This window comes from Nocardioides ungokensis, from assembly GCF_013466985.1.
Taxonomy (GTDB): domain Bacteria; phylum Actinomycetota; class Actinomycetes; order Propionibacteriales; family Nocardioidaceae; genus Nocardioides; species Nocardioides ungokensis.
On the sequence record NZ_CP059164.1, the window covers coordinates 3,211,281 to 3,232,942 of the forward strand.

At 71.8% G+C, this 21,662-nt stretch carries 24 protein-coding genes and 2 tRNA genes; 11 read left to right on the top strand and 15 right to left on the bottom strand.

Annotation, left to right across the window (positions count from 1 at the left end):
• Positions 1–64: 64 nt before the first annotated feature.
• A complete protein-coding gene (locus tag H0S67_RS15850; RefSeq protein ID WP_246354792.1) occupies positions 65–1,162 on the top strand; it encodes a trans-sulfuration enzyme family protein in 1,098 nt (365 codons plus the stop codon).
• A gap of 69 nt (positions 1,163–1,231) precedes the next feature.
• On the opposite strand, the gene H0S67_RS27490 is transcribed toward H0S67_RS15850, so the two are convergent.
• Positions 1,232–3,040 carry an NAD(P)H-dependent glycerol-3-phosphate dehydrogenase gene (locus H0S67_RS27490; protein WP_343050135.1) on the bottom strand — a complete coding sequence of 603 codons (1,809 nt, stop codon included), beginning with the start codon at positions 3,038–3,040 and terminating at the stop codon, positions 1,232–1,234.
• Between the two features lie 140 nt (positions 3,041–3,180).
• Here H0S67_RS27490 and cofC point away from each other — a divergent pair, with 140 nt between their 5' ends.
• Entirely contained in the window at positions 3,181–3,813 is a 633-nt protein-coding gene (gene cofC, locus H0S67_RS15865) for a 2-phospho-L-lactate guanylyltransferase (RefSeq protein ID WP_180933825.1), read from the top strand.
• 45 nt (positions 3,814–3,858) lie between these two features.
• Here the strand turns inward: cofC and H0S67_RS15870 are convergent, their stop codons facing one another.
• The 3 genes from H0S67_RS15870 to leuC form a co-directional block, all read right to left on the bottom strand.
• A complete protein-coding gene (locus H0S67_RS15870; protein ID WP_180933826.1) occupies positions 3,859–4,578 on the bottom strand; it encodes an HU family DNA-binding protein in 720 nt (239 codons plus the stop codon).
• 327 nt (positions 4,579–4,905) lie between these two features.
• Entirely contained in the window at positions 4,906–5,505 is a 600-nt protein-coding gene (gene leuD, locus H0S67_RS15875) for a 3-isopropylmalate dehydratase small subunit (RefSeq protein ID WP_180933827.1), read from the bottom strand.
• 11 nt (positions 5,506–5,516) lie between these two features.
• Positions 5,517–6,917, bottom strand: coding sequence for a 3-isopropylmalate dehydratase large subunit (leuC, locus tag H0S67_RS15880; RefSeq protein ID WP_180933828.1), 1,401 nt, complete (start codon positions 6,915–6,917; stop codon positions 5,517–5,519).
• A gap of 86 nt (positions 6,918–7,003) precedes the next feature.
• Here leuC and H0S67_RS15885 point away from each other — a divergent pair, with 86 nt between their 5' ends.
• Positions 7,004–7,726, top strand: a complete 723-nt coding sequence (locus H0S67_RS15885) for an IclR family transcriptional regulator (RefSeq protein WP_180933829.1) — start codon at positions 7,004–7,006, stop codon at positions 7,724–7,726.
• 80 nt (positions 7,727–7,806) lie between these two features.
• Here H0S67_RS15885 and H0S67_RS15890 read toward each other — a convergent pair whose 3' ends face one another.
• A complete protein-coding gene (locus tag H0S67_RS15890; protein ID WP_180933830.1) occupies positions 7,807–8,286 on the bottom strand; it encodes a methylated-DNA--[protein]-cysteine S-methyltransferase in 480 nt (159 codons plus the stop codon).
• Positions 8,287–8,364: 78 nt separating this feature from the next.
• Positions 8,365–9,801 carry an AlkA N-terminal domain-containing protein gene (locus H0S67_RS15895; RefSeq protein ID WP_246354793.1) on the bottom strand — a complete coding sequence of 479 codons (1,437 nt, stop codon included), beginning with the start codon at positions 9,799–9,801 and terminating at the stop codon, positions 8,365–8,367.
• A gap of 154 nt (positions 9,802–9,955) precedes the next feature.
• Between H0S67_RS15895 and H0S67_RS15900 the strand changes: the two genes are divergently transcribed.
• Complete coding sequence (locus tag H0S67_RS15900) at positions 9,956–11,032, top strand: LCP family protein (RefSeq protein ID WP_180933831.1); 1,077 nt, start codon at positions 9,956–9,958, stop codon at positions 11,030–11,032.
• Between the two features lie 91 nt (positions 11,033–11,123).
• Here the strand turns inward: H0S67_RS15900 and H0S67_RS15905 are convergent.
• The 6 genes from H0S67_RS15905 to H0S67_RS15925 form a co-directional block, all read right to left on the bottom strand.
• Positions 11,124–11,199 (bottom strand) — tRNA-Glu (locus tag H0S67_RS15905).
• 91 nt (positions 11,200–11,290) lie between these two features.
• Positions 11,291–11,362 (bottom strand) — tRNA-Gln (locus H0S67_RS15910).
• A 46-nt stretch (positions 11,363–11,408) separates the two neighbouring features.
• Positions 11,409–11,918 carry a CPBP family intramembrane glutamic endopeptidase gene (locus tag H0S67_RS25560; RefSeq protein WP_246354794.1) on the bottom strand — a complete coding sequence of 170 codons (510 nt, stop codon included), beginning with the start codon at positions 11,916–11,918 and terminating at the stop codon, positions 11,409–11,411.
• Positions 11,915–12,364: a hypothetical protein gene (locus tag H0S67_RS25565; protein WP_246354795.1), complete on the bottom strand. Its 450-nt coding sequence runs from the start codon at positions 12,362–12,364 to the stop codon at positions 11,915–11,917. Before H0S67_RS25565 ends, H0S67_RS25560 begins: the two co-directional genes overlap by 4 nt.
• 1 nt (position 12,365) lies before the next feature.
• A complete protein-coding gene (gltX, locus tag H0S67_RS15920; protein ID WP_180933832.1) occupies positions 12,366–13,832 on the bottom strand; it encodes a glutamate--tRNA ligase in 1,467 nt (488 codons plus the stop codon).
• Entirely contained in the window at positions 13,829–14,638 is an 810-nt protein-coding gene (locus tag H0S67_RS15925) for a fumarylacetoacetate hydrolase family protein (RefSeq protein ID WP_180933833.1), read from the bottom strand. Before H0S67_RS15925 ends, gltX begins: the two co-directional genes overlap by 4 nt.
• A gap of 32 nt (positions 14,639–14,670) precedes the next feature.
• On the opposite strand from H0S67_RS15925, the gene H0S67_RS15930 reads away from it, so the two are divergent.
• The 4 genes from H0S67_RS15930 to H0S67_RS15945 are packed head-to-tail and all read left to right on the top strand — an operon-like array spanning position 14,671 to position 17,040.
• On the top strand, positions 14,671–15,558 hold the full coding sequence (locus H0S67_RS15930) for a 3-methyladenine DNA glycosylase (RefSeq protein WP_180933834.1): 888 nt from the start codon (positions 14,671–14,673) through the stop codon (positions 15,556–15,558).
• A gap of 10 nt (positions 15,559–15,568) precedes the next feature.
• Positions 15,569–16,120: a M23 family metallopeptidase gene (locus H0S67_RS15935; RefSeq protein ID WP_180933835.1), complete on the top strand. Its 552-nt coding sequence runs from the start codon at positions 15,569–15,571 to the stop codon at positions 16,118–16,120.
• Positions 16,121–16,160: 40 nt separating this feature from the next.
• A complete protein-coding gene (locus H0S67_RS15940) occupies positions 16,161–16,436 on the top strand; it encodes a DUF2087 domain-containing protein (protein ID WP_180933836.1) in 276 nt (91 codons plus the stop codon).
• Positions 16,429–17,040 (top strand): pentapeptide repeat-containing protein, encoded by a 612-nt coding sequence (locus H0S67_RS15945; protein WP_180933837.1) that lies wholly within the window; start codon positions 16,429–16,431, stop codon positions 17,038–17,040. Before H0S67_RS15940 ends, H0S67_RS15945 begins: the two co-directional genes overlap by 8 nt.
• An 18-nt stretch (positions 17,041–17,058) precedes the next feature.
• On the opposite strand, the gene H0S67_RS15950 is transcribed toward H0S67_RS15945, so the two are convergent.
• Complete coding sequence (locus tag H0S67_RS15950) at positions 17,059–17,622, bottom strand: TetR/AcrR family transcriptional regulator C-terminal domain-containing protein (RefSeq protein WP_180933838.1); 564 nt, start codon at positions 17,620–17,622, stop codon at positions 17,059–17,061.
• Positions 17,623–17,758: 136 nt separating this feature from the next.
• Here H0S67_RS15950 and H0S67_RS15955 point away from each other — a divergent pair, with 136 nt between their 5' ends.
• Genes H0S67_RS15955 through H0S67_RS15965 form a run of 3 tightly spaced genes read left to right on the top strand, consistent with a single transcriptional unit; the run spans position 17,759 to position 19,690 of the window.
• Entirely contained in the window at positions 17,759–18,382 is a 624-nt protein-coding gene (locus H0S67_RS15955) for a biotin transporter BioY (protein WP_219635296.1), read from the top strand.
• Positions 18,379–19,068, top strand: a complete 690-nt coding sequence (locus tag H0S67_RS15960) for an energy-coupling factor ABC transporter ATP-binding protein (protein ID WP_180933840.1) — start codon at positions 18,379–18,381, stop codon at positions 19,066–19,068. The genes H0S67_RS15955 and H0S67_RS15960 overlap by 4 nt, the downstream gene beginning before the upstream one ends.
• A 10-nt stretch (positions 19,069–19,078) precedes the next feature.
• Complete coding sequence (locus tag H0S67_RS15965; RefSeq protein WP_180933841.1) at positions 19,079–19,690, top strand: energy-coupling factor transporter transmembrane component T family protein; 612 nt, start codon at positions 19,079–19,081, stop codon at positions 19,688–19,690.
• Positions 19,691–19,705: 15 nt separating this feature from the next.
• Here the strand turns inward: H0S67_RS15965 and H0S67_RS15970 are convergent, their stop codons facing one another.
• Both H0S67_RS15970 and H0S67_RS15975 read right to left on the bottom strand, forming a co-directional pair.
• Entirely contained in the window at positions 19,706–21,097 is a 1,392-nt protein-coding gene (locus tag H0S67_RS15970; RefSeq protein ID WP_180933842.1) for an amidase, read from the bottom strand.
• Positions 21,098–21,114: 17 nt separating this feature from the next.
• Positions 21,115–21,660: an NADPH-dependent FMN reductase gene (locus tag H0S67_RS15975; protein WP_180933843.1), complete on the bottom strand. Its 546-nt coding sequence runs from the start codon at positions 21,658–21,660 to the stop codon at positions 21,115–21,117.
• Positions 21,661–21,662 lie beyond the last annotated feature (2 nt).

Consider the following 21,662-nt stretch of genomic DNA (forward strand, 5'->3'; position numbering starts at 1 on the left):
GGCTCGACCATATCCACCTAGGCTCGGGTCCATGTCCGAGGACTCGCCCGCCAGCCCCCCGCCCGTGTCCGCCCCCACATCCGAGCCGGTCGGCAGCACGCCGAAGTGGAAGCCGTCGACGGTCGCTGTGAAGGCCGGTCGCCCCGAGCACCGCCCCGACCAGCCGCTCAACGAACCGATCGTGATGGCCTCGACGTACGTCGCCGGCGGGGACCTCGAGTACGGCCGCTACGGCAACCCCACGTGGACGGCGTTCGAGGAGGCGCTGGGCGCTCTCGAGGGTGGCCGCTGCCTGAGCTTCGCCTCGGGCCTGGCCGCCGTCGCGACGGTCCTCGACCTGGTCGGCCGCGACGCCAAGGTGGTGGCCCCCCGGCACGCCTACAACGGCACCGTGCTCCAGCTGGGTGACCTGGAGGCGCGGGGGCGCCTGCAGACCGAGCTGGTCGACGTCACCGACACCGCCGCGGTCGTGGCCGCCTGCGAGGACGCCGCCCTGGTCTGGCTGGAGTCCCCCACCAACCCGGCGCTGGAGATCGCCGACATCGAGACCATCCGCAAGGCCGCGCACGAGGCCGGCGCGTACGTCGTCGTCGACAACACCTTCGCCACTCCCCTGCTGCAGACGCCGCTCGACCTCGACGTCGACATGGTCGTCCACTCGGCGACGAAGTACCTCGCCGGTCACAGCGACGTCCTCATGGGCGCCGTCGTCACCCGCGACGAGGACCTGTACGCCGTGCTCAAGGGCCGGCGCGACGACCTGCTCGGCGCGGTCCCCGGCACGCTCGAGGCGTGGCTGGCGCTGCGCGGGCTGCGCACCCTGCACCTGCGCGTCGAGCGCGCCCAGGCCAACGCGCAGGAGCTGGTGCGCCGGCTCTCCGAGCACCCGGCCGTGGGCGAGGTCCGCTACCCAGGCTTCGGGGGCATCGTGTCCGTCGTGCTGGCCCAGGGCGCCCTGGCCGCTGACCTGCTGACCCACAAGACCAAGCTGTGGGTCCACGCCACCTCGCTCGGTGGGGTCGAGTCGACCTTCGAGCGCCGGCGGCGCTGGAAGTCCGAGCCCGCGACGATCCCCGACGGGCTGGTGCGGCTCTCGGTGGGCATCGAGGACGTCGACGACCTGTGGGACGACCTGCGGACCGCGCTCGACGATCTCACCTGAGGCCGTCGATGCCCCTAACGTCATGCGGATCGTGGCCCTGGGGCCACGATCCGCATGACGTTGCGGGCGCTAGTCAGTCTCGGCCTTGGTGTCGCGGGCGATGAAGGCGTCCATCATCTCCTGGGCGGTCATCCGGCCCGCGACCACGGCGTCCACGTGCTCGGCGATCGGGGCGTCGACGCCCGTCTGCCGCGCCAGCGCCAGCAGCGACGAGCACGACTTGGCGCCCTCGGCGACCTGCCGGGTCGTCGCGTAGATCTCCTCCGTCGTCATGCCCCGGCCGAGCTTCTCACCGAACGTCCGGTTGCGCGAGAGCGGCGAGGAGCAGGTCGCCACCAGGTCGCCCAGCCCGGCCAGGCCCATCAGGGTGAGCGGGTTCGCGCCGAGTGCGGTGGCGAGGCGGGCGGTCTCGGCCAGCCCGCGGGTGATCACCGAGGCCGTGGTGTTGTCGCCGAAGCCGAGGCCGACGGCCATGCCGACCGCCAGGCCTACGACGTTCTTGTAGGCGCCGCCGAGCTCGCAGCCCAGCACGTCGGTGCTGGTGTAGGGGCGGAACGCCGGCGAGTGGATGCGGTCCTGGATCATCTTCGCGACCGCCTCGTCGGCGCACGCGACCACCGACGCCGCGGGCTCCCGCCGGGCGATCTCCGGGGACAGGTTGGGCCCGCTGACCACGGCGATCCGCTCCGGGCCTGCACCGGTCACCTGGGCGATGACCTCGCTCATCCGCTCCAGGGTGCCGAGCTCGACCCCCTTCATCAGCGAGACGATCACCGCGTCCGGCTCGATGTACGGCGCCCACTCGGTGAGGCCCGCGCGCAGCGACTGCGACGGCGTGGCCAGCACCACCATGTCGGCGCCGTGGAGCGCCTTCTCGACGTCGTGGGTCGCGGAGACGGCCGGCGGCAGCTCGATCCCGGGCTGGTAGTCCGGGTTCTCGTGGTGCTCGTTGATCTCGCGCGCGAGCTCCTCGCGCCGCGCCCAGAGCACCACCTCGTTGCCGGCGTCGGCCAGCACGATCGAGAAGGCCGTCCCCCACGACCCGGCGGTGAACACGGCGACCTTGCCGTGCTTCGTCGGTTCGTGGCTCATGGATGCTCCTTCGTGGTGCTTGTGTCGGGTCTTGTCGGGGTCCTTGTAGGGGTTGCCGGTCTCCCGGACTCCGGCCTTGCGCATGTCGAAGCGCTCGGTCGGCGCCTGCTCACCGCGGATGTCCTCCACGAGCGCGGTGATCGCGGCCATGATCCGGTCGGTGGCCTGCTGCGTCACCTCTGGGGAGGGCGGCAGCGCCAGCAGGTCGGCGAGGTCGACGGGATCACCGACCTTCATCCTGACCAGCTTGCGCGGGAACAGGTCGGGCTTCTTCGCGTAGGGCGCGAGCAGCTGCTGGGCTCCCCACTGCCCCACCGGGATCACGGGACAACCGGTGGCGAGGGCGATCCGCGCGGCCCCCGACTTCCCGGTCATCGGCCACTGACCAGGGTCGCGGGTGATGGTGCCCTCGGGGTAGACCACGACACATTCCCCGTTGCGCACCGCCGCGACCGCCGCGTCGTACGCACCGATGGCGTTGCGGCTCAGCCGCTCCACCGGGATCTGGCCCGCAGCGGTGAGGAAGTAGCCGAGTGCCCTGTTCCTGAAGAGTCCCGACTTCGCGAGGTAGCGCGGGAGCCGGCCGTGGTCGTAGACGATGTGCGCGGCGGTGAGCGGGTCGACGTGGGAGACGTGGTTGAGGACGAGGATGAAGCCGCCGTGCTCGGGGATCTTCTCGCCACCGGTCCACTCGTGCCTGGTCGTCGCGAGCAGCGCCGGCTTGACGATGGCGACGGCGATGCCGTACGCCCATCCACGCCGCTGCTGCAGCTTGCGAACCTTCACGTGCGTCCCTGTCGTTCCTCCGGCACCAGGCCGTGGCGTTGTCTGCGTCGAGGTGCAGGCTACTCGGTCGTAGGGTCGTGGGCCGGTGTCGGACACACCGGGAGAACGTGCGTCACCCGGCCCTGCGAGGATCGACTCCGATGACGTCTCCGCAGTACGCCGTGATGGTCCCGGTCAAGCCGCCGGCCCGCGGCAAGTCCCGCCTCGTCGGGCCGCCCGCCGACCTGCGCCGCGACCTCGCTGCGGCGTTCGCCCTCGACACCGTCGCGGCCTGCCTGTCCGCGGCGCAGGTGGGGGCCGTCCTCGCCGTGACCGACGACGCGCACTTCTCGCGCCACCTCGCCGCCCTGGGCTGCGCCTCCATCCCCGACGGCGTCACGGGTGACCTGAACGCCACCCTGCGCCAGGCCGCGGCCGAGGTCCGCCGGAGATGGCCGGAGCTGGCGCCGGTGGCCGTGTGTGCGGACCTGCCGGCCCTCCGCGCCGCTGACCTCGACGCCGCGCTCACGCAGGCGTCCACGCACCAGGCCTCGTTCGTCGCCGACGCCTCAGGGCTCGGCACCACCCTGTACGCCGCGACCCACGACCGGTTCGACCCGCGGTTCGGGCTCGGGTCCTGCCTGGCCCACCTCGGGACCGGAGCGGTCGCCATCGAAGGTCCGCTCGCCTCGCTGCGTCGTGACGTCGACGACCTCGAGGATCTCCGCGAAGCCATGGAGCTGGGAGTCGGACCGCACACCCGCGAGGCCGTCGCCGGCTCCGAAATGCGGTGATGGCGGGCCTCCCGCAGGAGGCCCGCCATCACGCTCTGGCGTCGGTCAGGACTTCTTGGCCGCGACCTTCTTCGCCGGGGCCTTCTTGGCGGGTGCCTTCTTCGCCGGCGCCTTCTTGGCCGCCGTCTTCGTGGCGGTCGTGGTCTTCTTGGCCGTCGACTTCGTGGCGGCGGTGGTCTTCTTGGCGGGCGCTGACTTCTTGGCGGCCGTCGTGGTCTTGGTGGCCGTCTTCTTCGCGGGCGCTGACTTCTTGGCGGCCGCCGTGGTCTTGGTGGCCGTCTTCTTGGCGGGCGCCGACTTCTTGGCGGCCGTGGACTTCGTGGCCGCCGTGGTCTTGGTGGCCGTCTTCTTCGCGGGCGCCGACTTCTTGGCGGCCGCCGTGGTCTTGGTGGCCGTCTTCTTGGCGGCCGTGGCAGCAGCGGCGCCCGACGCCGCCGCCTTCTTGGCGGCCGTGCCCGAGGCAGCCAGCGTGAGCTTGGGCAGCTTCTTGGCGCCGGAGACGACGTTCTTCAGGTCCGCCCCGGGGCTGAACTTCGGCACCGCGGTCTTCTTCGCCTTGATCCGCTGACCCGTCTGCGGGTTGCGGACCCAGCGCGCCTCACGCACGCGCTTCTCGAAGGAGCCGAAGCCGGTGATGGCCACCTTCTCCCCCTTGGCGACCTCGCGGGTGATCGTGTCCAGGACGGACTCGAGCGCGTGCGCGGCAGCCTTACGGTTCCCCTCGTAACGCTGTGCCAGCGCGTCGATGAGCTGAGTTTTGTTCACTAGCTTCCCTTCCAATGAACTGTGCGGCCGAGCCCATGCTCGACTTTCTTCAACGCACGCTAGGTTTCCGTGGCCCTCGTCACAATCACCACGCCGACTATTTGCTCACCTTTTTTCGGGCACGACAGCCGCAAATCCCCCTTGGAATCAGGGGAAAGAGCTCGAAAGCGACGGTGCCGGGAAATGCGAAGTGCCCGAATCCCCAGTCCTGCTTGGGGATTCGGGCACTTCGACCGAGTCACAAGATGTCGAGTGCGTCCACCTCATGGGCACAATCGGCGGAACCGGAGAAATCGGCGGATTCCGCGCACACGCAGGCAGAAAGCCTCAGAGGGTGGCCGGCTTCCAGCTCGGTCGGGCCGCCTCGTAGCTCTCGATCGCGTCCTCGTGGCCGAGCGTGATGCCGATGTCGTCGAGGCCCTCCAGCAACCGCCAGCGGGTGTAGTCGTCGATGTCGAAGGAGTCCTCGATCGCGTCCGGACCGTCACCGGCACGAACCGTGCGCGCCTCCAGGTCGAGGGTGACGGTCGCCCCGGGATGCTCCTCGAGGTGGTCCCAGAGGCGCTGGACGACCTTCTCGTCGACCTGTGCCGCGAGCAGGCCGGACTTGCCGGCGTTGCCGCGGAAGATGTCGGCGAAGCGTGGTGAGATCACGGCCTTGAAGCCGTAGTTCTGCAACGCCCAGACCGCGTGCTCGCGCGAGGAGCCCGTGCCGAAGTCAGGGCCGGCGACCAGCACCGAGCCGGCGGCGTACGCCTCGTCGTTCAGCACGAACGTCGGGTCGTTGCGCCAGGCCGCGAACAGCCCGTCCTCGAAGCCGGTGCGGGTGACCCGCTTGAGGTAGACCGCGGGGATGATCTGGTCGGTGTCGACGTTGCTGCGACGCAGCGGGACGCCGACGCCGGTGTGGGTGGTGAACTTCTCCATGACGCTCTCCCTCAGTCCAGGTCGGCCGGCGACGACAGCGTGCCGCGGATGGCGGTGGCGGCGGCGACGGGCACGGACACCAGGTGCGTGCGCCCGCCCTTGCCCTGCCGGCCCTCGAAGTTGCGGTTCGACGTGGACGCGCTCCGCTCGCCCGGGGCGAGCTGGTCGGGGTTCATGCCCAGACACATGGAGCAGCCGGCGCCACGCCACTCGGCACCCGCCTCCTTGAAGACGACGTCGAGGCCCTCCTCCTCGGCCTGGAGCCGGACCCGCACCGAGCCGGGCACGACCAGCAGGCGGGTGTCCTTGTCGACGTGGCGGCCCTTGATGATCGCGGCGGCGGTACGCAGGTCCTCGATGCGGCCGTTGGTGCACGAGCCGACGAAGACGGTGTCGACCTTCACCTCGCGCATGGGGGTGCCGGCCTCGAGACCCATGTACTGCAGGGCCTTCTCGGCGGCGACCCGGTCGCCGCCGTCCTCGAAGCCGGCGGGGTCGGGGACCGCGGCGCCCAGCGGGACGCCCTGGCCGGGGTTGGTGCCCCAGGTGACGAACGGCGTCATCGTCGAGGCGTCGAGCACGATCTCCTCGTCGAACTCGGCGTCGTCGTCGGTGACGAGGGTCTTCCAGTGCTCGACCGCCGCGGTCCAGTCCTCACCCTTCGGCGCCTCGGGGCGACCCTCGATGTAGTCGAACGTCGTCTGGTCGGGGGCGATGAGCCCGGCCTTGGCGCCCCACTCGATGCTCATGTTGCAGACCGTCATCCGGCCCTCCATCGAGAGCTCCTCGATGGCCGGGCCGCGGTACTCCACGATGTAGCCCTGGCCACCGCCGGTGCCGGTGTGGGCGATCAGGGTCAGCACCAGGTCCTTGGCCGTGACGCCGGCGGGCAGGCTCCCGTTGACCGTGACGGCCATGGTCTTCGGCTTCGCCTGCGGCAGCGTCTGGGTGGCCAGCACGTGCTCGACCTCGGAGGTGCCGATGCCGAAGGCGATCGCCCCGAAGGCGCCGTGCGTGCTGGTGTGGCTGTCGCCGCACACGATGGTCATGCCGGGCTGGGTCAGGCCGAGCTGTGGGCCGACGACGTGCACGATCCCCTGCTCGATGTCACCGAGCGGGTGCAGCCGGACGCCGAACTCCGCGGCGTTGCGCCGCAGCGTCTCGACCTGGGTGCGGGAGACCGGGTCGGCGATCGGCTTGTCCCAGTCCACCGTCGGGACGTTGTGGTCCTCCGTGGCCAGCGTCAGGTCCGGACGGCGGACGGTGCGCCCGGCGAGGCGGAGTCCGTCGAACGCCTGCGGCGACGTGACCTCGTGGAGGAGGTGCAGGTCGATGTAGAGCAGGTCCGGCTCTCCCTCGCGCGCCCGGACGACGTGCTCGTCCCAGACCTTCTCGGCCAGGGTCTTGCCCATGACTGTCTCCCTCACGTTCTGGCTCTCTGACGACGTCACACACACTACGCCTTGCATCCCATGATCTGAGACGGCAGTATTGCCATATGGACAACACCAGTGGAGTCGGCGTCCTCGACAAGGCCGCCCTCGTCCTGACCGCCCTCGAGTCCGGGCCGGCGACCCTCGCCGGTCTCGTCGCCGGCACCGGGCTGGCCCGGCCCACGGCGCACCGGCTCGCGGTGGCCCTCGAGCACCACCGCCTCGTCGCCCGCGACATGCAGGGGCGCTTCGTCCTCGGGCCCCGGCTGGCCGAGCTCTCCGCCGCCGCCGGCGAGGACCGCCTGCTCGCCACGGCGGGGCCGGTCCTGGCCCGACTGCGCGACATCACCGGTGAGTCCGCCCAGCTCTGGCGCCGTCAGGGCGAGCACCGCGTCTGCGTGGCCGCCGCCGAGCGCCCCAGCGGCCTGCGCGACACGATCCCGGTCGGCTCCCAGCTCACCATGCGCGCCGGGTCCGCGGCCCAGGTGCTGCTGGCATGGGAGGACCCCGAGCGGATGCACCGGGGCCTGCAGAACGCCGCCTTCTCCGCGGCCGCACTCTCCGGCATCCGCCGCCGCGGCTGGGCCCAGTCGGTCGGCGAGCGCGAGCAGGGCGTGGCCTCGGTCTCCGCCCCGGTCCGCTCCCCCAGCGGCAAGATCATCGCCGCAGTCTCGGTCTCCGGACCTCTCGAGCGGCTCTCCCGCCAGCCGGGCCGGATGCACGCCCCCGCCGTCCTCGCCGCCGCCGAGCGGCTCTCGGAGTCGTTGCGCCGGGCCGCCGCTGAGTGAGGTGGGACGTCATGCGAATCGTGGGTCCTGGGCATCGATTCGCATGACGTTGCGTTGAGCTCGACGGCTTCGCGGTCCAGTCAGAACAAGGCATCCTGCTCGAGCTCGAGGAGGGTCTGCTTGCGCTCGAGGCCGCCGGCGTAGCCGGTGAGGCTGCCGTTGGCGCCGACGACACGGTGGCACGGGATCACGATCGGGATCGGGTTGCGGCCGTTGGCCAGGCCCACGGCCCGGGCCCCGTGGCCGGTCAGTCCGAGCCGCCCGGCGATCTGGCCGTACGACGAGGTCTCGCCGTAGCCGATGCCGCGCAGCTGCTCCCACACCCGCTCCTGGAAGGCCGTCCCGGCAGGAGCCAGCGGCAGGTCGAACTCCTTGAGGTCCCGCGCGAAGTAGGCACGCAGCTGGCGCACGGCCTCGACCAGCACCGGGCAGTCGTCGTCGCGCTCCACGCGCGGCCGCCCGTCGACGTCGCCGAACGGCTGGAACTCGATCGAGGTGATCGCGCCGCCCTGCTCGATGATCCGCAGCTCGCCCACCGGGCTGTCCATCAGGGTCCACATGTCAGTTCTCCTCGGTCTCGGCCCCGGCGACCGTGGAGACGGTCGGCACGGGTGGCATCAGGGTGTTCCAGAGGTGCATCAGCGCGTAGGAGCGCCACGGGCGCCAGGCGGCCTGGCCGGCGACGGCGGCCGCCGGGTCGTGCCCAAGGCGTGTGAGCGCGTTGCGGACGCCCACGTCGGTGGGCAGGAAGACGTCGGGGTGGGCCAGGGCCCGCATGCCACGTAGTCGGCCGTCCACGGCCCGATGCCGGGCAGCTCCAGCAGGGCCCGACGTACGTCGTCCCGGTCAGGCCCACGGTCGAGCGCCACGCTCCCCGAGGCGAGGGCGGCGGCGAGCCCGACGAGCGCCCGGCCTCGCGCCCGCGGCATCGGCAGCGCAGCCGGGTCCAGCCCGGCGAGCGTCGCCGCATCGGGAAAGAGGTGGGTCAGACCCGGGACGGCGCTCCGGACCGGCCGACCGTGCTCGGCGACCAGGCGACCGGTCACCGTGCAGGCGCCGACCACGCTCACCTGCTGGCCGATCACCGTCCGGATCGCGACCTCGTCCCCGTCGACCTGGCCGGGGACCCGCAGCCCAGGGTAGCGCCGGGCCAGCGGCCCGATCACCCGGTCGCCGGCGAAGTGGTCGGCGACGGCCAGCGGGTCGCAGTCGGCGTCGACGAGCCGGCGCGTCCGCTCGACCGCCGCAGCGGTGTCGCGCAGGTCCTGCAGCTCGAAGTCGGCGGTGACGAACGCCGTCTGCCCCGACGCAGGGGCGTCGTCGACCTCCAGCCGGACGGTGCCGGGCCCGTGCGGGAGGTCCAGGGTCCGGGCGTACCAGCCGTCGCCGGCGACCTCCACGCCCGGCACCAGGTGGTAGGCGAGGAAGTCGAGCAGGGCGCGGCCGGCGAACGGGGTGCGGACCGCGAGCCGCATGGTGACCGTCCCGGTGGCGGGACGGCCGCCCCGGCGACCGCGCAGCTCGCTCGGCGACGCGGCGTACACCTCGCGCACGGTCTCGTTGAACTGCCGCACGCTGGAGAAGCCCGCGGCGAAGGCGATGTCGGCGTACGTCAGGGCGGTCGTCTCGATCAGCACCCGGGCGGTCTGGGCACGCCGGGCGCGCGCGAGCGCCAGCGGGCCGGCGCCGAGCTCGCCGACGAGGATGCGGCTGAGGTGCCGCGAGGTGTAGCCGACGCGACGCGCCAAGCCGTCGACCCCCTCACGGTCGACGACACCGTCAGCGATCAGGCGCATCGCCCGGCCCGCGGCCGTGGCCGCGACGTCCCAGTCGGGACTGCCCGGGGTCGCGTCCGGCAGGCAGCGCTTGCAGGCCCGGTAGCCGGCGGCCTGTGCTGCGGCCGCGCTCGGGTAGAAGGTGACGTTGGCCGAGGCCGGGGTGCGCGCCGGGCAGGACGGCCGGCAGTAGATCCCGGTGGTGCGCACGGCCGTGTAGAAGACGCCGTCGAAGCGCCGGTCGCGGGACTTCACCGCGCGGTAGCAGGCCTCGTCGTCGAGTCGCTCGGTGCTGGTCATGCGCCCATCCTCACCCAGCCCGAACCGTCGGTCTGGCGGGAATCGGACATCGCCGCCAGCGTAGCCGGGCGCACGGACGGCGCGGCAACCGGAGAGGCTCGCCGGAGGTCATAGTCTCCGTGACGCTGCGTCGCAGCCTGACCGGAAGGACGCCATGCCCAACCCCTCGCGTCGAGGCCGGTCCTCCGTGCTGATCGTCATCGTCATCGCCGAGCTGGTCGTCGCGCTCGTGACCGCCGGGGGCGTGGTCCTCGCCTTCCGGCACATCGACGGGAGGATCGAGGCGGGCGAGCCGATCCACCACCGCGTCCACCGGGCCGCCCCGTCACTCCCCACGTCGTCGCTCAACATCCTGCTGATGGGCACCGACAGCCGCGACTGCGCGGGCTGCGGCATCGACCACGAGACCGGCGAGGGCGGCTCGGACACCACGATCCTGCTGCACATCGCGGACGGCAGGCGCTCGGCGTACGGCATCTCGATCCCGCGCGACACGCTCGTCGACCGCCCCGACTGCACCGTCAACGGCAAGACGGTCCCGGGCGACCACGACGCCGTTTGGAACGTGGCGTACGCCGTCGGCGGGCCAGAGTGCACTGTCGAGCAGGTGGAGGCAGTGACCGGCATCTACGTCGACAGCTATCTCACCGTCGACTTCGGCGGGTTCAAGGGGATGGTCGACGCCATCCACGGCGTGGAGGTCTGCATCCCCGAGCCCGTCGACGACCCGATCGCGCACATCCACTTCGACGCCGGCGTCCAGACGCTCGACCCGGACCAGGCGCTGCAGTACGTGCGGGAACGGCACTCCACGGCGAACTCCGACCTCGGACGGATGAAGCGGCAGCAGGCGTTCATCGCCTCGATGATCGGCAAGGTGAAGTCCGCCGGGACGCTCACCCGCCCCGACCGCCTCTTCCGTTTCGCCAGTGCCCTCGCCGGCTCGATCCAGACCAGCCCGGACCTGGCGGGAGCAGGCCCGCTCGTGCGGCTGGCATCCTCGCTGCGGCATGCCGACCTGCAGCACATCAAGTTCGTCACCGCGCCGACGGTGGACTTCCCGGTCGGCGACCCCAACTGGGGGCGGTTGAAGTTCACGGCCGAGGCGCCTCAGCTGTGGCAGCGGGTCATCCACGACGCGCCGCTGGGCGAGCTCGGCCGGAGCGCGATCAGCGCGAAGAACCCGAAGGGCTCGAAGGCGGACGCCGCGTCGAACGGCCTCTGCAGCTGAGGGGTCGGCGTCCGCCGAGTCGGCGCTGGCATGCGGATGGGGGATGCCGACGCAGAAGGGCCCGATCCTCGCGGATCGGGCCCTTCTGGGTTGGTACCCCCGACCGGATTCGAACCGGCGCTACCGCCTTGAGAGGGCGGCGTGCTAGGCCGCTACACAACGGGGGCTTGCCTTGCATCTGCTGCTTGGAGCAGCGGGTGAAACCTTAGCGAAACCGCCTGTTTCACACCAAATCCCGGCCTGCTGACCGGGACTTCGCTGGGATACTAGGACTCGAACCTAGACTAACTGGACCAGAACCAGTCGTGCTGCCAATTACACCATATCCCAATGGTCTGGCCCCTCCGGAAGACCGGTGCTGAGCCGAGAAGAGACCTTACACAAGACCTCTCGGAGCCACCAAAACGGCTGGGTTCGAGGTGGTCTGCAGGCCTCGCCGGCGGGCCACGAGCAGCGCCAGACCGAGGTAGACGAGCGACTGCGTGAGCGTGGTCGGGAGGCTCCACCAGCTGCCGCCCGTGGGGTTGAGGGTCGAGCCCATGTCGCCGAACGCCAGGGCCAGCCCGAAGGCGAGCCAGTTGTTCAGCACGTGCATGGCGATGCCGGCCTCGAGCCCCCCGGTGACCACCACCAGGACGCCCGCGACGATGCCGAACGCGAAGCGGTCGAAGAAGACGGGCGCGCTCTGCGCCCCGTGCGCCAGCGCGAACAGCACCGCCGGCCCCAGCACCGCCGCCCACCGGCTGCGGAACAGGCCGCCGAAGGCCTGGGTGAGGTAGCCGCGGAAGGCGTACTCCTCCCCCGCCGCCTGGAGCGGCGTGAGCAGCACCACGACCAGCAGGAAGTCACGGGTCGTGCTGGTGAAGTCGTTGACGGTGCTGCTCACCTGGGGGTCGCTCGCCGAGGACGGGAGGGCCGCCGAGACCACGAGGGTGGCGAACAGCGAGACGACGGCGAGACCCAGGCAGGTGGCGAACCACCCCCACCGGATCCGGGGAACACCGACGCGAGCCACCGCGGCCGCAGCCCGTGCACGAGCCGCATCAGCAGCCACGTGACCGGGATCGCCGCCGCCAGCACCAGGTTGAGGTAGGCCAGCCCCAGCGGCGTCGGGTTCTCGAGGTCGACCAGCCGTTGCATGCTCGCGCTCACCGAGCGCCCGGCGGCGGCGTACCCGACCGCGAACGGGATCTGGACCAGGAGCGGCACCAGGCCCAGCATGATCACGACCAGCCCGATCGTCCCCACGACCGGCCGCCACCAGCCGGGCGCGCCGGCGCGCTGGACGAGGTGGTAGGGCAGCCCCTCCCGGGGGACCGACGGATCGCTCACGTCAGTCCAGCGCGCTGCGCAGGCGCCCGAGGCCACGCTCGCGGCCGAGCAGCTCCAGCGACTCGAACAGCGGCGGCGAGACGCGACGTCCGGTGACGGCCACGCGCACGGGACCGAAGGCGTGGCGGGGCTTGAGGCCCATCTCCTCGACGAGCCTGGCCTGCAGGGCGTCCTGGATGGCCGCGGTCGACCACTCCTTCAGGCCGACGAGCGCGTCGTACGACGCCTGCACGACCTGGCGACCGGTCTCGTCGAGCAGCTTCGCCACGTCCGCCTCGTCGCGGGTGAACGAGTCCTCGTCGACGAAGAGGAAGCCGAGCATGTCGACCGTCTCGGTGAGCTTGTTGATCCGCTCTGCCACCAGCGGCATGGCGAGCTCCAGCAGCTGGGCGTCGGAGTCGGTCACCGGGTCGGAGACCACACCCGCTCGCTTGAGGAACGACAGCGAGCGGCGCGTGATCTCGTGGGTCGAGAGCAGCCGCATGTGCGCTGCGTTGATGGCGTCGGCCTTCTTGAGGTCGAAGCGCGCGGGGTTGGGGTTGACGTCCTTGATGTCGAACTTCTCCACCATCTCCTCGAGGGAGAAGACGTCGCGGTCGGCGGCGATCGCCCAGCCGAGCAGGGCGAGGTAGTTCAGCAGGCCCTCGGGCAGGAAGCCCTGGTCGCGGTAGGCCAGGGCGTGCGCCTCCGGGTCGCGCTTCGAGAGCTTCTTGTTGCCCTGGCCCATGACGTAGGGCAGGTGACCGTACTCCGGCACGGCCGTGGCGATCTCGAGCTCGACGAGCGCGTCGAACAGCGCGAGCTGGCGGGGGGTGCTGGAGAGGAGGTCCTCGCCGCGCAGCACGTGGGTGATCCCCATCAGCGCGTCGTCGACGGGGTTGACCAGCGTGTAGAGCGGGTCGCCGTTCGCGCGCGAGAGGGCGAAGTCCGGGACGTGCTCGGTCTCGAACGTGATGTCGCCGCGGACCAGGTCGGTCCAGGTGATCGAGCCGTCGGGCATCCGGAAGCGCACGATCGGCCGACGCCCCTCCGCCTCGAACGCCGCCCGCTGCTCGGCGGACAGGTCGCGGCAGAAGCCGTCGTACCCCTGCACCTTCGAGCCGGAGGCCTTGCGGCGCGCGTCGACCTCCTCGGTGGTGCAGAAGCAGTCGTAGGTGAACTTCGACGCCGACAGCCTGGCGAGCACGTCGCGGTAGATGTCACCGCGCTCGCTCTGCCGGTAGGGCCCGTGGGGGCCGCCGACCTCGATGCCCTCGTCCCACGTCAGGCCGAGCCAGCGCCACAGGTCGAGGATCGCGTCGTACGACTCCTGGGTGCTGCGCTCCCTGTCGGTGTCCTCCATCCGGAAGACGATGGTGCCCTCGTGGTGGCGCGCGAACGCCCAGTTGAAGAGTGCCGTGCGGACCAGGCCGACGTGCGGCGACCCGGTCGGCGAGGGGCAGAAACGGACGCGGACGTTGTTGCTCAACGCAAGGCCACCTTGTTCGTGAGAGTGCCGAGTCCGGCGATCGAGATCTCGATCTCGTCGCCGACGTTCATGGGTCCGACACCCTCGGGGGTGCCGGTGAGGATGACGTCGCCCGGGAGCAGCGTCATCACGCTCGAGACATGGGCCACGAGCGTCGGGATGTCGAAGATCAGGTCGCTGGTGCTGCCGTCCTGGACCACGTCGCCGTTGAGGAAGGTCTGGATCTTCACGCCGTCGGCGAAGGCCTGCGGGTCGAGGTCGGTCTCGATCCACGGGCCCAGCGGGCAGAAGGAGTCGAAGCCCTTGGCGCGGGTGAACTGCACGTCGGACTTCTGCAGGTCCCGCGCGGTCACGTCGTTGGCGATCGTGTAGCCGTGGATGACGTCGGTCGCCTTCTCCGGCGGGACGTCGCGGCAGATCCGCCCGATCACGACGGCGAGCTCGCCCTCGTAGTGGAGGTTCTGCGTCTGCGGCGGGTAGAAGATCGGGTCGCCGGGACCGACCACGCTGGTGTTGGGCTTGAGGAACATCAAGGGCTCGGTCGGCAGGTCGTTGCCCATCTCGGCGGCGTGCGCGGCGTAGTTGCGGCCGATGCCCACCACCTTGCTGCGCGGCAGCACCGGCGCGAGCAGCCGCACGTCCTCGAGGCGGTGCTCCTGGTCGAGCAGCTTCACCCCCACGTAGAGCGGGTCGCCGGCGAGCGCGACGATCACGCTGTCCTGGGCGGGCTGGCCGAGCTCGTCGACCTCGCCCGTCACGACGCCGTAGAGCGGGTCTTCTCCGGTGGTGAATCTCGCGATGCGCACCCGCCGAGCCTATCGACCTAGGGTTTGTGCTCGTGGAGGTGCTGGACGAGGTCGAGTGGCGCGCGTGCGCTGCCGCACACGCGGAGCGCGTGGACGCGTTCGTGCGGCCGCACCTGGCCCGTCGGGAATCGCGGGTCAAGCACCCGGTCCACGACTTCCTGTTCACCTACTACTCCCAGCGCCCGGCGCAGCTGCGTCGCTGGCACCCGGGGTACGGCGTGGCGCTGGGCGGCGACGCCTCGGCGTACGCGGGCCTGAAGGGGTACGCCGACGGCGACGTGGTCACGGTCTCCGAGGAGCACGTCGCCTCGCAGCGTCCCCTTCTGGAGTCCCTGCGCACGCTGCTCTCGGCGACGGCCGGCCGCACGCCCAACTTCGGCTGCTTCGGCATGCACGAGTGGGCGATGGTCTACCGCCTCGCCGAGGACGAGACGCGCCACGCCGACTGGCCGCTGCGGCTGGGCCCGGAGGGGACCGACGCGGTGGTCGAGTCCCACCGGATCGCCTGCTCCCACTTCGACGCCTACCGCTTCTTCACCGGACCCGCGCGGCCGCTCAACACGCTCTCCCCCACCTCGGCGGACCGTCCCGCCTTCGAGCAGCCGGCCTGCCTGCACGCCGGGATGGACCTCTACAAGCACGCCTTCCGGCTCAGCCCGATGATCAGCTCGGACCTGGTCGCCGACTGCTTCGAGCTGGCCCGGGACATCCGCGAGCTCGACATGCGCGCCGCGCCGTACGACCTCGCCGACCTCGGCTTCGAACCCATCCGCGTCGAGACCGCCGAGGGCAAGCAGGAGTACGCCGCGGCGCAGCGCGGATTCGCCGAGCGCGGGGCCCCGCTGCGAGCTCGGCTCCTCGCCGAGTGCGGCCGCCTGCTCGACGTGTCGGCAGCGTCGTCGGCGGCCCGGCCCGCCTAACGTGGCCCACATGTTGCGAGCCGCCGTCCTCGTCCTGGCCCTGCTGCTCGTCGGGCTCCTGCCCAACGCGGCCGAGGCCGACCCACGGTGGCACTTCTACACCAGCGACAAGACCCGCTACACCTCGCCGTGGTTCTCCGGCAACCACCGGATCATGGTCCCCTACGGCTGCACGAGCGCGCCGTACTACGACCCCGACCCGCGCTGCTCCGACGACCACGGCTACCACCACGGCATCGACGTGGCGATGAAGTGTGGGACGAAGCTCTACGCACGCTTCGGCGGCGTGGTCGTCTCGCACGCATCCCTGGGGCCGGCGTACGGCGACAACCCGATGCTGATCCGCAACCGGCACCGCGGCTACGACCTGTTGATCGGCCACACCCGTCGGGTGTTCGCCCACCCCGGCGACCGGATCCACCGCGGCGAGAAGATCGCGCTCGCCTCCGACAACGGCGCGCCCGACGGCTGCCACCTCCACTTCGAGAAGCGAGCCGTCAAGGGTGATCTCGACACGGCGACCTGGCCGCGCAAGCTGCTGCACCTCACCCCGGTCGACTAGTCGGGTGCAACACGGCAACCGGCCGACCTACGGTGAGCCCATGGACGAACGCGACCGCCGGGTGCTCGGCAACTTCCTCACCGCCGACGGCCGGCTGCACACGATCCCCTCGAAGCACGCCAAGCTGCTGGTCGTGCTCGACCACCTGGCGCAGGCCTTCGAGCCCGGCCGCCGCTACCCCGAGTCCGAGGTCAACGACGTCCTCGGCCGGGTGCACCCCGACCACGCCGCGCTGCGCCGCTACCTGGTGGAGAACCAGTTCATGACCCGCGCGGACGGCGTCTACTGGCGCAGCGGCGGCACGGTCGATGTCTGAGCCCTCGGTCGGCCGCGACTACCGCGACGACGACTGGTACGCCGAGGACCTCGGCGCCGCACGCTTCGAGGGGTGCACCTTCACCGACGTCGATCTCAGCGAGGCGAGCACGGCGGGCGCGGTCTTCGACCAGTGCACCTTCCACGGCGGCCGCTTCAACGCCTCGACCCATCTCAGCTCGGCGTTCGTCGCCTGCGACTTCCGCCGGACCAGCTTCTTCGACGCGACGTTCGAGGGCTGCAAGATGCTCGGGTCGGTCTTCACCGAGTGCACGCTGCGGCCCATGCGGGTGGTCGGCGGGCAGTGGCGCGGTGTCACCATCCGGGGCGGCAACCTCACGAAGCTCGACCTCACCGGCCTCGACCTGCGCGAGGCCGATCTCTCGCTCTCGAACCTGACCGGCACGACGTTGCGCGACGCCCGGCTCGACGGTGCCACCCTGCGCGACGCCGACCTCGGCGACACGGACCTGCGGGGCGCGAGCCTGGACCGGGTCGACCTGGCCGCAGCACGGCTCCGGCGCACGAAGCTGGACCTGGCCGGGGCGGTGCTCCTCGCGGAGCTCCACGGCGCCGACGTCGACGTGGCGCTCCCCGACCACTGAACCGGTCGGGGCGTGGCCCTACGCCGTCGCGCCCTGGCGCAGCCTGATCCCGTCGACCACGATGCCCAGCCCCAGCTCGAAGTCGGAGCCCTCGCGGGGTGCCTCGTCGATCGCACCCGCGCTGCCGGCCTGGAGGTGGGTCTGCTCCTCGGAGACGTGCCCGAAGACGAAGTGCAGCAGCGTGCGTGCGGCGGTCCGCCGCAGGTCGGGGGCGAACCCTCCCTCGGCCAGCGCGGCCTCGAGCTCCCGGTCGGGAGCACCGGCGCCGAGCCCGAAGGCGTGCACGGTGGCGACCACCTCGGCGCCGTCGCGATAGGCCAGCATGGCGTCGCGGAGCTCGCCGCACACCGCCCGGACGCGCTGGTCCCAGGCCAGTCCCTCAGCGCGCGGCCGCCGGCCGCGGTCGAGGATCTCGTCCGCGACGGCCGCCAGCAGGGTCTGCTTGTTGATGAAGTGGTGGTAGAGGGCGCTCGGCTGGACCCCCAGCTCGGCACCGAGCCGTCGCATGGTCAGGTCGGCCAGGCCGTAGGTGTCCAGCACGACGATCGCACGTTCGACGACGTCGCTGCGGTGGTAGCGCATGTGCCCCCCTCCTCGTCACGCCCTCGTGGACGGGTCACACCGACCCACCCACTTTGACCGCCGGCGTGGGCCCACCCTAACCTGAACGCCGTTCACCTGGCGCTCGCTCCAGGTCGGTCCGCACCGAAGGATGACCATGCCGCACTCCCCCGCCCGCCGGAACACCGGCACCGACCTCGCCCTCATCGCCGGGTTCGCGGCCCTGATCGCCGTCTGCGCGATCCTGCCCTCGATCAACGTCGCGGGCCCGGTGCCGATCACCCTCCAGACCTTCGGGGTGCTGCTCACCGGCGCGGTCCTGGGTGCCCGCCGGGGCTTCCTCGCCGTCCTGCTCTACCTCGTCATCGGGGCGGCCGGCCTGCCGGTCTTCGCCGGGGGGAGCGCCGGGCTCGGGGTCTTCTCCGGCCCGACCGTCGGCTACCTCGTCGGCTTCCCCCTGGCTGCCGGCTGCTGCGGGTTCGTCGTCGAGCGGCTGCCGCGCCGCGCCGTGCAGACCAGCGTGCCGCTGATCTTCCTCGCCGGGCTCGTCGGCAGCGCCCTGTTCATCCACACGCTCGGCATGGCCGGACTCGTCTGGCGCCTCGACATCAGCTGGTCGGCCGCCTTCGACATCGACAAGGTGTTCTGGATCGGCGACCTCGTCAAGAACCTCGTGATGGCCCTGGTCGCCACCGCGGTGCTCCGGGCGTTCCCCGACCTGCTCCCCGCCCGTCCCGACCGTGCCGCCCCCGCGACCACGGAGGATGCTGTCTCCGCGTGAGCCGGATCGAGCTGGAGCAGGTCACCGTCCGGGTTCCCACCGTCGACGGCGACCTGCGCATCCTGGAGGAGACCAGCCTCACCCTGACCGAGCGGCGGGTGGCCCTGATCGGTCCCAACGGCTCGGGCAAGTCCACGCTGGCCCGTCTGGTCAACGGGCTGGTCGGTGCGACGACCGGTCGGGTGCTCGTCGACGGTCTCGACGTGGCCCGGGAGGGACGGGCGGTACGACGCCGGGTGGGGTTCGCGTTCACCGACCCGGCCGCACAGCTGGTGATGCCGACCGCGGCCGAGGACGTCGCCCTGTCGCTGCGGCGCACCCACCGCGACAAGGCCGAACGGCGACGCGCCGCCCTCGAGATCCTCGCGGGCTACGGGCTGGAGGGCCTCGGCGACCGCAGCGTGCACGGCCTCTCCGGCGGCCAGCGCCAGCTGCTCGCGCTCGCCGGGGTGCTCGCGACCGGCCCCGACATCCTCGTCGCCGACGAGCCCACCACGCTGCTCGACCTGGCCAACAGCCGTCGGATCGGTGACCTGCTCTTCTCGCTGCCCCAGCAGCTGGTGCTCGTCACCCACGACCTCGACCTTGCGGCCCGCTGCGACCGCGCGCTCGTCGTGGACGGGGGCCGGGTCGTCTTCGACGGGCCGGCGGAGAGCGCCGTGCAGCACTACCGGACCACGGCCTGAGGCGGCCGCCGTGACGACCACCCTGCTCGGCAGCCACCGGCCCGGCACGACCCTGCTCCACCGACTGCCCGCCGGCGCGAAGCTGGCGACGTTCCTGGTGGTGGGCGTGGTCGTGGTGGCGGTTCGCGGCCCGGTCAGCGCGCTCGCGTTCCTCGTCGGCGCCGTCGGACTGGCGGTGTGGTCGGGCATGCCGCTGCGCGCGGCGCTGCGGTCGCTGCGCGGGATCCTGGTGATGGCCGTGCTCCTGGCGGCCTACCAGTCCTGGCAGCACGGGTGGCCGCGTGCCGTCGAGTCCGTGGGCGACCTCGTCACCCTGGTCCTGCTCGCCACGGTGCTCACGGTGACCACCCCGGTCGACGAGATCCTCGACACCGTGACGCGAGCCCTGCGGCCATTCCGCCGGGTCGGTGTCGACGCCGACCAGGTGGCGCTCGCCTTCGCCCTCACCATCCGCGCGATCCCGACCACCATCGAGATCGCCGACGAGACTCTCGACGCCGCCCTGGCGCGGGGGCTCGAACGGGACCCGCGCGCCCGGCTGACCCCCGTGGTGATCCGGGTCGTCGCGCACGCCCGCGCGACCGGGGACGCGCTGCACGCGCGCGGCCTCGGCGACGACTGACGCTGCGGGCGTCGCTCACCAACCCGGCGGGCGGCGGTCCGACCAGGGTGCCGCGGCCTCGACCTGAGCGGCGAGGGAGAGCAGCAGCTCCTCCTCGGCGGGGCGGGCGGCCAGCATGACCCCCACGGGGAGCCCGTCGGCGGTCCAGTGCAGCGGCAGCGAGACCGCGGGCATCCCGGTGACGTTCCACGCGGAGGTCCAGGGGGTGAAGTCCTTCTGGGCCTCGAAGTCCGCGGCCGGGTCGTCGTCGTCGCGCAGCGCGCCGACCGGCAGCGGCGGGGTGGCCAGGGTCGGCGTCAGGACCGCGTCGTAGGGGGCCAGCGCGGTCAGCGCAGCGGCCGCGAAGCGGCGCACCTCCCCGATCGCCAGTCCGAACTCCGGCCCGGTGACCGCACGCCCCCGCTCGGTCAGCCACCGCGTGAGCGGCCGCAGCAGGTGCTCCCTCTCGGGCGGCACCACCGACAGCGCGGTGAGCACCGACCAACAGGTCTCGAAGACGGGCACCGCGTCGTGCGGCAGCGGCACGTCGATGTCCACGACCTCGTGGCCCAGCGACGCCAGCAGCCGCGACGCCGACTCCCACGCCGCGACGCACTCGGGGTCCACGGCGACGTCGGCGATCACCGGCTCGACGAAACGCGCGATCCGCAGCGGGCCCGGCTCCCGGTCGCAGGCGGCGAGGAACGGCGCGGTCGGGGGCGGCGCCCAGGACGGGTCGCCGGGTCGCCGCCCGGCCAGGACGTCCAGCAGCGCGGCGGCGTCGCGCACGGTCCGGGCGAGCGACCCGGCCGTGGCGAGGCCCACGGGGTCGCCGTACATCGGGTGCCCGCTGATCCGGCCGCGCGACGGCTTGAGGCCCACCAGGCCGCAGCACGACGCCGGGATCCGGATCGAGCCACCGCCGTCGGAGCCCTGCGCGACCGGCACCAGCCCCGCCGCGACCGCCGCCGCGGCGCCGCCGGAGGAGCCACCCGCCATCCGGCCGTGGTCGTACGGCGTGACGGCCGGTGGAGCCACCGCGGGCTCGGTGTAGCAGGGCGAGCCGAACTCGGGCGTGTTGGTCTTGCCGAGGCTCACCATGCCGGCCGCCTCGATCGACAGGGTCACCCCGTCCGAGATGTCCGGCACGAAGTCGCGAAAGGCCTCCGAGCCGAAGGTGGTGCGCACCCCCGCGGTCAGGTTGAGGTCCTTGATGGCCGTGGGGACCCCGAAGAGCGGGGACTCGCCCGAGCCCAGCGCGAAGGCGGCCTCCCGGGCCCTCTCGGGGGTGAGCGTGACGAACGCGCCGACCGAGTCGAGTCGGTCGGCGCGTTCGAGGTAGTGGTCGACGAGCTCCGCGGGCGACACCTCGCGGCGTCGCACGAGGTCACCCTGCTCCAGCGCTGTCAGGTCATGGAGGTCGGCCATGCCCCGACGCTAACGGGTCAGGCGGCAGCTTCCTCGGTGTACTCCGCGAGGGTGCGGACCGCGGCGACCAGGCGGTCGAGGACCTCGGGGTCGGTGAGCACGTCGACCTCGAGAGCGGACTGCGACACGGTCACGTCCTCGACGACGACCGCACCGGCGATGCCGGCCGAGCGCACGGTGTCCTGGTGCGCCCACTTGCCGCCGTACGGCGTCGGGGTCGCGCCGATGACGCCGAAGGGCTTGCCCTTGATCGCGCCGACGCCGTAGGGGCGCGAGAGCCAGTCGATGGCGTTGTTCAGGACGGCCGGCATTGTCCCGTTGTACTCAGGCGTGACCGCGAGCACGCGGTCGGCCGCGACTACCCGGTCCCGCAGCGCAGCGGCCGTGGCAGGGACGTTCTCGCCGTCGAGGTCCTCGTTGTAGAACGGCAGCTCGTGCAGGTTCTCGGCGATCTCGATCTCGACGCCGGAGGGGGCCAGCTCCTGCAGCTTCTCCGCGATGCGGCGGTTCAGCGAGTCGGCGCGGAGGCTGCCGACGAGGATGAGGACGCGGGTGTCTGCCATGA